Raw genomic sequence first — 12852 nt, forward strand, 5'->3', positions numbered from 1 at the left:
CTCCCACCACCACCCTCGACCGAGAGGGCTGCGCCCCCGCCCCGCAGAATGGGCCCCGCCTTCTCCTTCACGCTCGACAACGAGCACCTGGCGAAGCTCGCCCGCACCCCGGTCTCGGTGCACAAGATCCTCGTGGTGATGCTCGTGCCCCGCTCCCAGGACGACTGGCTGCGCGCCAGCCATGACCGCCTGGACCTGCGGCACTGCTGCTACTGGATCAACCTCGCCGGGCACCCGATCACCGGACGGCACAGGACCAACGTGCGCATACCGACCTCGCGCATCTTCGACGACCATGCGCTCTGCGAGATCATGACGCGGGTCGGAACGGGAGGCAGACCGTGACGCACCGCCCCATCGACGAACCCCTGAGGCCGGTCCGGCCCCATCCCGTCGACGCCGCCCGGCCCCTGCCGCCCGAGCCCGGCCGGGTCGACCCGGCGGTCCTCAGCACCCTCCTCCACCGGCACGGCTGGCAGCGACGCGGCGGAGCCGCCGGACGCTACGGCCGCTGGACCCCACCCGGACCGGGCGGCGCCGGTACCAGCCTGCTCGTGCCCGAGAACCGCGCCTTCCCCGACAGCGACGACCTGCTCGGCGAGGCACTCGACGCGCTCTCCCGCAGCGGATCCCCGTCCGCCCGCGACATCCTCCTCGCCCTCTCCGTCCCCAGCGACGAGATCCGCTGGTGGCGGGACGTCCCGACCGGCCCCGTCGGCGCCGCGCCCTGGACCGTCGAGGACCAGCTGCGCGGCGCCGCCCGCCAGATGCTGCTCGCGGGAGCGCTCGCCACGCACGCGCGTGCGGGCTACTACGGTGCCCGACACCGCCGCCCGGCGGCCATGTCTCTGGAGGACGTCCTCGTCGGCACCGCTCCCGACGGGCGCCGCATCACCGCCTTCGTCCCCGTCGCCACCGGCCGCCCCCTGGCCGTACGCCTCCACCAGGCGCTGTACGCGGCCCGCGAGGCCGTCGACTACCGGCGCGCCACCGGCGGCATGGACGCCTTCGACAGCGCCGTCGAGGCAGGCGTCAGCCACGAACTCACCGAGTCCCTGGCCGCCCTCGTCCGGGGCACCGAGGGTGCGCGCATCGCCGTCGAATGGGCACCCGCCGTCGGGGTTCCCGAGGGCTGCGCCCCGCATTCCGAGCCCGTCGAGTTCTCCCCGGGCGACCTGCCCGCGCTGCGCGAGGCCGCGTCCCGCTATCTGCGCGAGGAACCCTCGGTGTCCGTGCGCCTCACCGGAGCCGTCGTACGGATGCGCCGCTCGGGACCACGCGGAGAGGGCACCGTACGTCTGCGCGTCCTCGCTGGGGCCGAGGTGCCGCACGTCCGCATGACACTGGACGAGGAGTCGTACCGGATCGCGGGCCACGCCCATCTCGTCGGGCTGCCCGTCCGCGTACACGGCAGGCTGGAGCGCCGGGGCGGGTTCCGGCGCCTCACCGGCGCTTCGGGGGTCGTCCCCGTGCAGGTCGACGAGGCGGAGCGGGACCGGCTGATGAAGTCGCTGCAGGAGACCGCGGAGACGATGGCCTTCTTCGAGGAGGCGTGCAGCGGGGAGTGAAGCGGGTCGGTGATAACCGTTTCGCAGAGGGCACCCCGGGCTCGGTACGATTCCTGTCTGCGTACGCGGACGCGTGCGCGCTCACCCATCAGGCAGGAGAGACCGGTGTCAGACGTCCGTGTGATCATCCAACGCGATTCCGAGCGGGAAGAGCGCGTGGTGACGACGGGCACTACGGCCGCCGACCTTTTCGCCGGCGAGCGCACCATCGTCGCGGCCCGCGTGGGCGGCGAGCTCAAGGACCTCGCGTACGAGGTGAGGGACGGCGAGACCGTCGAAGGGGTGGAGATCTCCTCCGAGGACGGCCTGAACATCCTGCGGCACTCGACGGCGCACGTGATGGCGCAGGCCGTGCAGGAGCTGTTCCCCGAGGCCAAGCTGGGCATCGGCCCGCCCGTCAAGGACGGCTTCTACTACGACTTCGATGTCGAGACGCCGTTCACGCCCGAGGATCTCAAGGCCGTCGAGAAGAAGATGCAGGAGATCCAGAAGCGCGGCCAGCGCTTCTCGCGGCGCGTCGTCACCGATGAGGCCGCCCGTGAGGAGCTGGCGGACGAGCCGTACAAGCTGGAGCTGATCGGCCTCAAGGGCTCCGCGTCCTCCGACGACGGCGCGGACGTCGAGGTGGGTGCAGGCGAGCTGACCATCTACGACAACCTGGACGCCAAGACCGGCGAGCTGTGCTGGAAGGACCTCTGCCGGGGTCCCCACCTCCCCACCACCCGCACCATCCCGGCGTTCAAGCTGATGCGCAACGCCGCCGCGTACTGGCGCGGCAGCGAGAAGAACCCCATGCTCCAGCGCATCTACGGCACCGCCTGGCCCTCCAAGGACGAGCTGAAGGCGCACCTCGACTTCCTCGCCGAGGCCGAGAAGCGCGACCACCGCAAGCTGGGCAACGAGCTGGACCTGTTCTCCATCCCGGACGCGATCGGCTCCGGCCTCGCCGTCTTCCACCCCAAGGGCGGCATCATCCGCCGGGTCATGGAGGACTACTCGCGCCGCCGGCACGAGGAGGAGGGCTACGAGTTCGTCTACACCCCGCACGCCACGAAGGGGAAGCTCTTCGAGGTCTCGGGCCACCTGGACTGGTACGCCGACGGGATGTACCCGCCCATGCAGCTCGACGAGGGCGTGGACTACTACCTGAAGCCCATGAACTGCCCGATGCACAACCTGATCTTCGACGCGCGCGGCCGCTCCTACCGTGAACTGCCGCTGCGCCTCTTCGAGTTCGGGACCGTGTACCGGTACGAGAAGTCGGGTGTCGTGCACGGTCTCACCCGTGCCCGCGGCTTCACCCAGGACGACGCGCACATCTACTGCACCAAGGAGCAGATGGCGGACGAGCTGGAAAAGACGCTCACGTTCGTCCTGAACCTGCTGCGCGACTACGGCCTCACGGACTTCTACCTGGAGCTGTCCACCAAGGACCCGGAGAAGTTCGTCGGCTCGGACGAGGCCTGGGAAGAGGCCACCGAGACCCTCCGCCAGGTCGCCGAGAAGCAGGGCCTCCCGCTGGTCCCGGACCCGGGCGGCGCCGCCTTCTACGGCCCGAAGATCTCCGTCCAGGCCAAGGACGCCATCGGCCGCACCTGGCAGATGTCGACGGTCCAGCTCGACTTCAACCTGCCGGAGCGCTTCGACCTGGAGTACACCGGCCCGGACGGCTCCAAGCAGCGTCCGGTCATGATCCACCGCGCGCTCTTCGGCTCGATCGAGCGGTTCTTCGCGGTGCTCCTTGAGCACTACGCGGGTGCGTTCCCGGCCTGGCTGGCGCCCGTCCAGGCCGTCGGCATCCCGATCGGCGACGCGCACGTGGAGTACCTGGAGAAGTTCGCCGCCGCGGCGAAGCGCAAGGGCCTGCGCGTCGAGGTCGACTCCTCCTCCGACCGTATGCAGAAGAAGATCCGCAACGCCCAGAAGGCGAAGGTGCCCTTCATGGTCATCGCCGGCGACGAGGACATGACCCACGGCGCCGTCTCCTTCCGCTACCGCGACGGCTCGCAGGAGAACGGCATCCCGGTGGACGAGGCGATCGCCAAGATCGCGCAGGTCGTGGAGGACCGCGTCCAGGTCTGACCCGTGAGCACACCCGTACGGAAGGCCCCTGGAGCCCAAGCACCGCTCCGGGGGCCTTCCGTCGTGGTCCGCGTCCCACGGCCCTCCCCGCCCCGGCCACACGCTTCGTGCGGGTGAAGCCATATGCTGCACAGCATGACGAGTGAGCCGGAGCAGCAGATCGGAGTGGGGACGCAGGACGCGTTCCAGCGCCTGTGGACGCCCCACCGGATGGCGTACATCCAGGGCGAGAACAAGCCCACCGGTCCGGGGGCCGACGACGGCTGCCCGTTCTGCTCGATCCCGGCCAAGTCCGACGAGGACGGCCTGATCATCAGGCGCGGGGAGCATGTGTACGCGGTGCTCAACCTGTACCCGTACAACGGCGGCCATCTGATGGTCGTGCCCTACCGTCACGTCGCCGACTACACGGACCTCACCACGGCGGAGACCGCCGAACTCGCCGAGCTGACCAAACAGGCCATGACCGCCCTGCGCACCGCCTCCGGCGCCCACGGCTTCAACATCGGTATGAACCAGGGCGGGGTCGCCGGTGCCGGCATCGCCGCGCACCTCCACCAGCACGTCGTGCCCCGCTGGGGCGGCGACACCAACTTCATGCCGGTGGTCGGCCACACGAAGGTGCTGCCGCAGCTTCTGGCCGACACCCGCGACATGCTGGCGCAGGCCTGGCCCGCGAACTGATCTGCCGGGCCCGAGCCCCCGCGACTTCAAAGGGCGTGCCTACGGCCCACGGCACAACCGCGGGCCGTAGGCACGCCCAGGCACCCAAGCCTGAAGACCGCCGGAGGCACTACGCGTCGTACACGTCCGCCTTCCGCGGTGTCGGGTCCTGGACGGCCGTGCTGAGGAACGAGGACCGGGCACCGAACTTCTCGGTGTCCACGCCGTTCTCCGCAAGGACCTTGATCGCCGCCGAGTGCACCACTCGCAGCACGGGCGTCGCCGCGCGCAACGCGTCGTCCGCCATGAACCGGTGCCGCCACGGCTGGTCGGCCCACGCGTGCCGCATCCCGAACGGCTCGGGCAGCGACATGGACCCACCGAGCCAGTTCAGCAGAGGCGGATACCAGGTCAGCGGTGCCCGCGCGGCGAGCCGCACGACCTCGTCCGTGTCGACCAGCGGGAGCTTCACCTTCCGGGTCTCCCAGAACCTGATCGACTTCTGGACCGACTTCTCCTTCGCGGCCGGCTTGTCGTTGAACAGCCCGTGCACCGGCCCCAGCGCATGTCCGGTCACCTCGATGCGCAGCGTGTGGTGCAGCACGGTCACGTTGATCATCATCGTGATGATCAACTGTCCGTCCCAGAGCGTCCACTGCACACCCAGGTAGTGCCGGTTCCCGCTGCCGAACTGCTGCTTGTTGCAGATCTCCTGTATGGCATGGGTCTTGAACTGGTACGCGTCGATGTCCTCGCCCTCGGGCCGCGACACGCCGCCCGCGCCCTCCGCGATCGGACTGACGATCCAGTGCTTGATCGACGGGGCAGGGAAGCCGCCGGTGTTCAGCGGCCCGCGCTCCAGCATGCGCAGTTGGTCATGGATGGACCGGATGACGTCCCAGCTGCGGAACGGGTGGATCTCCTTGCCGGGGTCGGCCGGTACCAGATCCTCGGCGAGCTGCCAGCTGCCCCAGCGGGTACCCATGCCGAGGATGCCCTTGGGACCGGCGTAGAAGACGAGGTTGGACCGCTGCTCGGCGCTGAGCCGGGCGAGCTCCTTGCGCAGCTGCTCGGCCTTGCTCTCACCCGGACTGCCGGGCACCGCCTCGGGGATCTTGGCGCCGACACCGCCGCCCGACAGCAGGCCCTCCCAGCGCTCGCGCAGGTCCTTGGCCGTGCGCTCGCAGATCTGCTTGGCCCAGAACCAGCCGACGACGGGCAGCACGAGGCACGCGCGCGCGTACCAGGCCCAGAAGCCGGTCACCGGCATCTGGATCATGACGATCACGGCGAGGACGCCCACGGCCACGAGCAGCGCGGTGGCAAGGGTGCCGGCCCGCTTGTCCTCGCGCTTGGCGACCATCGTCCGGAGCTGGAAGACCAACAGCCAGAGCAGCAGCCCCGGCAGGAACAGCAGGCCGCACAGCACCATCACCGCCGTGAGCCAGTTGTCCCGCTCGCGCCGGATGCGGATCGCCGCGAGGCTGTGCTCGACGACGACCTGTGGCTCCATGCCGAAGGACTGGACGAGTGCCTTGCGGCCGGCGCCGAGCATGCGGTCCCGCACCGCCATCGAGAAGGCCTCGCCGAGGTTGGGCCTGAAGATCGTCGCCCACTTGCGGCCTTCACTGACCTTGGACTTGTGCCACTCGTTGTTCGCTTTGAGGATCTCCGCGACCTCGTTGTCCCGGTAGGCGGCGGACGCCAGCGCGAACGTCGCCGCCGTCTGCCCCGCGGTGCCCGTGAGCGGCACCTGTGCACCGGGAGAGAAATCAAATCCGTCGTCCGCCACCGCCGCCCCCATCGCCACAGTTCCGCTTCTGCGGCCTTCCCGACTTCTGTGCTCCGCACACCTGTTGATCAGGTCATCGCCAGGATCGCGGCATGATCGGGCCACAACTCGATCAGGTGATCAGCGTATCCGTACCCACCGACATCCGTCACCGGACTCCGAAAGCCGCGCATCACAGGGCAGTTGAGCGAACGGCCCGCCATCCGCCCGCACCACGAGTCACGCCGAACCACTTCACCCCGAACACCTCCAGCCGGAACCACTCCGCCCCTGCCCCTCCAGGCGCCCCGAGCCCCGGCCGCCGGGCGGCCCCGGGCGGGGGCTCCGGCGGCCCGTCGGTCGAGCTGGTCGAACTGTCAGCCCTCCTTCGCCTGTTCACGGACCTTCTCGGCGATCTGGGGCGGCATCGGCTCGTGCCGTGCGTAGCTGCGGTTGAAGCGCGCGGTGCCGTGGGAGATCGAGCGCAGATCGACGGAGTACCGCCCGATCTCGATCTCCGGCACCTCGGCCCGTACGAGCGTCCGTCCGCCACCGGCCTGCTCGGTGCCGACGACGCGGCCGCGCCGCCCGGACAGGTCGCTCATGACGGGCCCCACATAGTCGTCGCCGACCAGGACGGCCACCTCGGCGACCGGCTCCAGGAGGTGGATCTGCGCGTCGGCCGCCGCCTCGCGCAGCGCCAGCGCACCGGCCGTCTGGAACGCCGCGTCCGAGGAGTCCACGGAGTGCGCCTTGCCGTCGAGCAGGGTGACCCGTACGTCGATGAGCGGGTAACCGGCCGCGACGCCCCTGGCGGCCTGGGCCCGCACGCCCTTCTCGACGGAGGGGATGAACTGCCGCGGCACGGCACCGCCGACGACCTTGTCCACGAACTCGATGCCCGAGCCGCCCGGCAGCGGCTCCACCTCGATCTCGCAGATCGCGTACTGCCCGTGCCCCCCGGACTGCTTCACATGACGGCCCCGGCCCCCCGACCTGTTGGCGAACGTCTCCCGTAGGGAGACCTTGTGCGGGACCACGTCGACCTGGACGCCGTACCGGCTGCGCAGCCGTTCCAGCGCCACGTCGGCGTGCGCCTCGCCCAGGCACCAGAGCACCACCTGGTGGGTGTCCTGGTTCTGCTCCAGGCGCATGGTGGGGTCCTCGGCGACCAGCCGGCTGAGGCCCTGGGAGAGCTTGTCCTCGTCCGACTTGCTGTGCGCCTGGATGGCCAGCGGCAACAGGGGGTCCGGCATCTCCCACGGCTCCATGAGCAGCGGGTCGTCCTTCGCGGAGAGCGTGTCGCCGGTCTCCGCGCGGTTCAGTTTCGCCACGCACGCCAGGTCGCCCGCGATGCAGTGCGTCAGGGAGTGCTGCTGTTTGCCGAACGGCCTGGACAGGGCGCCGATCCGCTCATCCACATCGTGATCCTCGTGACCGCGGTCCGTGAGCCCGTGCCCGGAGACGTGCACCGTCTCGTCGGAACGCAGGGTGCCCGAGAAGACCCGCACCAGCGACAGCCGGCCCACGTAGGGGTCGCTGGCCGTCTTCACGACCTCGGCGACCAGCGGCCCGTCCGGGTCGCAGGTCCTGACCTCGCGGGGTTTGCCGTCCGGTGTGGTGACCGTCGGTGCCTCGTGCTCCAGTGGGGTCGGGAAGCCGCGGGTGACGAGTTCCAGGAGCTCCACGGTGCCGAGGCCCTGCCGGGAGCCGTCGGCCGCCGGGGCGGCGGCCAGTACGGGGAAGAAGACCCCGCGCGCGACGGCCCGCTCCAGATCCTCCACGAGTGTCTTGAAGTCGACCGTCTCGCCGCCGAGGTAGCGGTCCATGAGGGTCTCGTCCTCGCTCTCGGCGATGATCCCCTCGATCAGCCGGTTGCGGGCCTCCTCGATGATCGGCAGCTCGCCGGATCCCGGCTCGGACTCCTTGCGCTCACCGGACGAGTAGTCGAACAGCTTCTGCGAGAGCAGCCCGATCAGGCCCGTCACCGGCGCGTGCCCGTCCGGCCCCTGCGGGCCGTGCAGCGGCAGGTAGAGCGGCAGTACGGCGTCGGGGTCGTCCGCGCCGAAGGCCTCCGCGCAGGTCCGGGTCATCTCGTCGAAGTCGGCCCGCGCCGCTTCGAGGTGGGTGATCACGATGGCGCGCGGCATGCCGACCGCCGCGCACTCCTCCCACACCATCCGCGTCGAGCCGTCCACCCCGTCCGCGGCCGAGACGACGAAGAGGGCCGCGTCCGCCGCTCGCAGACCGGCCCTGAGTTCCCCGACGAAGTCGGCGTATCCGGGAGTGTCCAGAAGGTTGATCTTGATCCCGTCCCATTCGACGGGCACCAGGGAGAGCTGCACCGAGCGCTGCTGCCGGTGCTCGATCTCGTCGTAGTCGGAGACGGTGCCGCCGTCCTCCACGCGGCCCGCCCGGTTCACCGCTCCCGCTGTCAGCGCGAGAGCCTCCACCAGAGTCGTCTTGCCCGATCCGCTGTGGCCGACCAGCACCACATTCCGTACGGACGCGGGGTGGTCGGCCGCCGTAGCCCTGCCGGCGGCTCCGGGGTGCGCGTTCGCCTTGTCGCCCATGATCCTGCCTCCCGTGCACGGTGAGGTCACTGTGGGCGCGGACGTGCGGATCCGCGTGCGGTGGCGGCTCCGATGACGCCCGCGGTTCTTCGAGCTTTCCACTCCCGTCACGGTGCGTCCATACGGCGGACGTGATCGTGCCGCTCGGGGTTCGGTGAACCGGGCGCTATCTTCGCGTGACCAGGCCGCTGCCAGGACGTGACACGGGGCCGCGGGCGCCCGGCCGACGCGCACGCACGCGCGTGACTACGATGGGCCCGCCGGTGGCCAGCAGGGGCCGCGCGGCGCACCGACCCTCGGGAAGGCCATGCTGAACAAGTACGCGCGTGCTTTCTTTACGCGTGTCCTCACACCGTTCGCCGCGTTTCTCATCCGCCGAGGGGTCAGCCCCGACACGGTCACCCTGCTCGGCACCGCCGGAGTGGTCGCGGGCGCGTTGGTCTTCTACCCCCGGGGCGAGTTCTTCTGGGGCACGGTCGTCATCACGCTGTTCGTGTTCTCCGACCTGGTCGACGGCAACATGGCCCGTCAGCTGGGCCGTTCCAGCCGCTGGGGCGCCTTCCTGGACTCCACGCTCGACCGCGTCGCCGACGGCGCGATCTTCGGCGGCTTCGCCCTCTGGTACGCCGGGCAGGGCGACGACAACGTGCTGTGCGCGGTCTCGATCTTCTGCCTGACGAGCGGCCAGGTGGTGTCCTACACCAAGGCACGCGGGGAGTCGATCGGCCTGCCGGTCGCCGTGAACGGGCTGGTGGAGCGTGCCGAGCGGCTGGTGGTCTCCCTGGTCGCGGCCGGCCTCGCGGGCCTGCACGCGTTCGGCGTGCCCGGCATTCAGTACCTGCTGCCCGTCGCCCTGTGGATCGTCGCCGTCGGCAGTCTCGTCACACTGATCCAGCGGGTCGTCACAGTGCGTCGCGAATCCGCCGAGGCGGAGGCCGCCGAGGCCGCGGCCCAGGACAACGAGAACGCCTCGCGGGGGAGTGGGGCGACGTCGTGAGCAACGTGCGGGAGCGGCTGACGGACGCCCTGTACGGCCTCGGCTGGAGCACGGTCAGGAAACTCCCCGAGCCTGTCGCGGTACGCCTCGGCCGCACCATCGCCGACCTCGCCTGGAAACAGCGCGGCAAGGGCGTACAGCGGCTGGAGAGCAACTACGCGCGCGTGGTGCCGGGCGCGTCCCCGGAGCGGCTCGCCGAGCTCTCCCGGGCGGGCATGCGCTCGTACCTGCGCTACTGGATGGAGTCGTTCCGTCTCCCCGCGTGGAGCGCGGAACGGATCAGGCACGGCTTCGAAGCACAGGACCTGCACCACCTCACCGACGGTCTCGCCGCCGGCAAGGGCGTCGTCATAGCGCTGCCGCACCTGGGCAACTGGGACCTCGCGGGAGCCTGGGTCACCACCAAGCTGGAGATGCCCTTCACGACCGTTGCCGAACGCCTGAAGCCCGAGACGCTGTACGACCGCTTCGTCGCCTACCGTGAGGGCCTCGGCATGGAGGTCCTGCCCCACAGCGGCGGCTCCGCGTTCGGCACGCTGGCCCGGCGGCTGCGCGACGGCGGCCTCGTCTGCCTGGTCGCCGACCGCGATCTGTCCGCGTCCGGCGTGGAGGTCGACTTCTTCGGCGAGAAGGCCCGGATGCCCGCCGGACCGGCCCTCCTCGCCCAGCAGACCGGCGCGCTGCTGCTCCCCGTGACGCTCTGGTACGACAAGTCTCCCGTGATGAGAGGCAGAATCCACCCCCCGATCGCGGTACCCGAGTCAGGTACACGCGAGGAGAAGACGTCTGTCATGACACAGGCGCTGGCCGATGCCTTCGCCACGGGGATCGCCGACCATCCGGAGGACTGGCACATGCTGCAGCGCCTGTGGCTCGCCGACCTGGATCCCGCCAGGGCTCCCGAGAACCGGGACCCCGCGCGGGCTTCCGGGAAGGAGACACCGTGAGGATCGGCATCGTCTGCCCGTACTCCTGGGACGTGCCCGGCGGCGTCCAGTTCCACATCCGCGACCTGGCCGAGCACCTCATCCGCCTCGGCCACGAGGTGTCGGTGCTCGCCCCCGCGGACGACGACACACCGCTGCCGCCGTACGTCGTCTCGGCGGGCCGCGCGGTCCCCGTGCCGTACAACGGCTCGGTGGCCCGCCTCAACTTCGGCTTCCTGTCGGCGGCCCGCGTACGGCGCTGGCTGCACGACGGCACGTTCGACGTGATCCACATCCACGAGCCGGCGTCGCCTTCGCTGGGCCTGCTGGCGTGCTGGGCCGCGCAGGGCCCGATCGTGGCCACCTTCCACACGTCGAACCCGCGCTCCCGGGCGATGGTCGCCGCGTACTCGATCCTCCAGGCCGCTCTGGAGAAGATCAGCGCCCGGATCGCGGTGAGCGAGTACGCCCGGCGCACGCTGGTGGAGCACCTGGGCGGCGACGCCGTCGTCATCCCGAACGGCGTGGACGTCGACTTCTTCGCCGGCGCCGAGCCCAGGCCCGAGTGGCAGGGGGAGACGATCGGCTTCATGGGGCGCATCGACGAGCCCCGCAAGGGCCTGCCCGTGCTCATGAGGGCCCTGCCGAAGATCCTCGCCGAACGCCCGGGGACACGGCTTCTGGTCGCCGGACGCGGGGACGAGGAGGAGGCCGTGGCGAGCCTGCCCAAGGAGATGCGCTCCCGGGTCGAGTTCCTCGGCATGATCAGCGACGAGGACAAGGCGCGCTTCCTGCGCAGCGTGGACGTGTACGTCGCACCGAACACCGGCGGCGAGAGCTTCGGCATCATCCTGGTCGAGGCCATGTCGGCGGGCGCACCCGTCCTCGCGTCCGACCTGGACGCCTTCGCCCAGGTCCTGGACCAGGGGGCGGCGGGCGAGCTGTTCGCCAACGAGGACGCCGACGCCCTGGCCGTCGCCGCCGTGCGGCTGCTCGGCGACCCGAAACGGCGCGAGGAGCTGCGCACGCGGGGCAGTACACACGTCCGGCGCTTCGACTGGTCGACCGTCGGCGCGGACATCCTGTCCGTGTACGAGACGGTGACCGACGGCGCGGCCGCTGTCGCCGCCGACGAACGCTCAGGCCTGCGCGCGCGGTTCGGGCTGATACGGGACTGAAGGACGGGGTGAGGGGCAACGACCGCAAGGGCTCGTTGGTCAGCGCCCCCACGGGCGGGGAAGCAAGTCCGGTATTCCAACTCACCGTTCCGGGGCCCCGGGCGGAGGCACGCACGGCACACGGTGCGACCGCCGTGCTCCTGCCGGAGGCGATTCCGTATGGATGACGCCTTCGACGAGGGCTACCCCGAGGACGCCGAGGGCCCTGTCCGAACCGTACGGGTGGCGCCCTTCCGGATCGACACGACGGCTGTCACCGACGCCCGGTTCACCGACTTCGTCCGCGCCACCGGGTACCGCACCGAGGCGGAGCAGTACGGCAGTTCGTACGTGTTCCATCTGACGCTGCGCCCACGCGCGCGGGACGCGGTGCTCGGCGCTGTCGCCGGCGCGCCGTGGTGGGCTTCCGGTGCGTCTGGGACGTGAAGGCGGCGTACCCCTGGACAGGTAGCCTTGCCGCCCGTGACGGCAACCCTGATCTGGATCCTCGTCGGCCTGGTCGTGATCGGCCTCTACCTGAGCTGGACCGCCGGCCGCCTCGACCGGCTGCACGCGCGCATCGACGCCGCCCGTGCAGCCCTGGACGCGCAGCTGTTGCGCCGCGCCTCGGTCGCCCAGGAGCTGGCCACCTCAGGGGTTCTCGATCCGGCAGCCTCGATCGTGCTGTACGAGGCGGCCCACGCGGCGCGGCAGGCGCAGGAGGACCAACGGGAGGTCGCCGAGAGCGAGTTGAGCCAGGCGTTGCGCGCGGTGTTCGCGGAGGCGCAGCAGGTGGAGGCGGTACGGTCGGCGCCGGGAGGCGAGGACGCGGCAAGGGAACTGGCCCAGGCGGTACGGCGCGTCCCCATGGCCCGCCGCTTCCACAACGACACCGTACGCGCCGCCCGCGCCCTGCGCCGTCATCGCAAGGTCCGCTTGTTCCGCCTGGCCGGCCACGCACCGTTCCCGATGGCCTTCGAAATGGACGACGAGCCCCCCGCAGCGCTGGCGGACCGCGCGGGCGCGTGAGCGAGGTCGGCGCTGCGCCCCGGTCTCTCAAGACGGCGACGGGGGCTCGGGGCTTAGCTCCATGGGATGGGACCTGTCTCTTATAA

At 70.7% G+C, this 12852-nt stretch carries 11 protein-coding genes; 9 read left to right on the top strand and 2 right to left on the bottom strand.

Annotation, left to right across the window (positions count from 1 at the left end):
- The 4 genes from FPZ41_RS39520 to FPZ41_RS39535 form a co-directional block, all read left to right on the top strand.
- Window positions 1–345: DUF4365 domain-containing protein (locus FPZ41_RS39520; RefSeq protein ID WP_228023303.1), on the top strand; the 345-nt coding region annotated here is incomplete at its 5' end.
- A complete protein-coding gene (locus FPZ41_RS39525) occupies window positions 342–1568 on the top strand; it encodes a hypothetical protein (protein ID WP_322621316.1) in 1227 nt (408 codons plus the stop codon). The genes FPZ41_RS39520 and FPZ41_RS39525, both read left to right, overlap by 4 nt.
- Before the next feature lie 105 nt (window positions 1569–1673).
- The gene (gene thrS, locus FPZ41_RS39530; RefSeq protein ID WP_322621317.1) at window positions 1674–3650 is read left to right on the top strand and encodes a threonine--tRNA ligase; all 1977 of its coding nucleotides are present in this window, start codon (window positions 1674–1676) and stop codon (window positions 3648–3650) included.
- 123 nt (window positions 3651–3773) lie between these two features.
- Window positions 3774–4334, top strand: coding sequence for an HIT family protein (locus FPZ41_RS39535; RefSeq protein ID WP_152868792.1), 561 nt, complete (start codon window positions 3774–3776; stop codon window positions 4332–4334).
- A 109-nt stretch (window positions 4335–4443) separates the two neighbouring features.
- Here FPZ41_RS39535 and FPZ41_RS39540 read toward each other — a convergent pair whose 3' ends face one another.
- Window positions 4444–6117: a hypothetical protein gene (locus tag FPZ41_RS39540; protein WP_152868794.1), complete on the bottom strand. Its 1674-nt coding sequence runs from the start codon at window positions 6115–6117 to the stop codon at window positions 4444–4446.
- A 344-nt stretch (window positions 6118–6461) separates the two neighbouring features.
- On the bottom strand, window positions 6462–8657 hold the full coding sequence (locus tag FPZ41_RS39545) for an elongation factor G-like protein EF-G2 (protein WP_152868796.1): 2196 nt from the start codon (window positions 8655–8657) through the stop codon (window positions 6462–6464).
- Window positions 8658–8964: 307 nt separating this feature from the next.
- Between FPZ41_RS39545 and pgsA the strand changes: the two genes are divergently transcribed.
- The 5 genes from pgsA (at window position 8965) to FPZ41_RS39570 (ending at window position 12766) form a co-directional block, all read left to right on the top strand.
- Entirely contained in the window at window positions 8965–9654 is a 690-nt protein-coding gene (pgsA, locus tag FPZ41_RS39550; RefSeq protein ID WP_152868798.1) for a phosphatidylinositol phosphate synthase, read from the top strand.
- Window positions 9651–10601, top strand: a complete 951-nt coding sequence (locus tag FPZ41_RS39555) for a phosphatidylinositol mannoside acyltransferase (RefSeq protein ID WP_322621318.1) — start codon at window positions 9651–9653, stop codon at window positions 10599–10601. Before pgsA ends, FPZ41_RS39555 begins: the two co-directional genes overlap by 4 nt.
- Window positions 10598–11758 (top strand): glycosyltransferase family 4 protein, encoded by a 1161-nt coding sequence (locus tag FPZ41_RS39560; RefSeq protein ID WP_322621319.1) that lies wholly within the window; start codon window positions 10598–10600, stop codon window positions 11756–11758. Before FPZ41_RS39555 ends, FPZ41_RS39560 begins: the two co-directional genes overlap by 4 nt.
- Window positions 11759–11917: 159 nt before the next feature.
- The gene (locus tag FPZ41_RS39565; protein WP_152868800.1) at window positions 11918–12184 is read left to right on the top strand and encodes an SUMF1/EgtB/PvdO family nonheme iron enzyme; all 267 of its coding nucleotides are present in this window, start codon (window positions 11918–11920) and stop codon (window positions 12182–12184) included.
- A gap of 36 nt (window positions 12185–12220) precedes the next feature.
- Window positions 12221–12766: a LemA family protein gene (locus FPZ41_RS39570; protein ID WP_322621320.1), complete on the top strand. Its 546-nt coding sequence runs from the start codon at window positions 12221–12223 to the stop codon at window positions 12764–12766.
- The last annotated feature ends 86 nt before the right edge of the window (window positions 12767–12852 follow it).

This window comes from Streptomyces acidicola, assembly GCF_009377235.1.
GTDB classification, from domain to species: domain Bacteria; phylum Actinomycetota; class Actinomycetes; order Streptomycetales; family Streptomycetaceae; genus Streptomyces; species Streptomyces acidicola.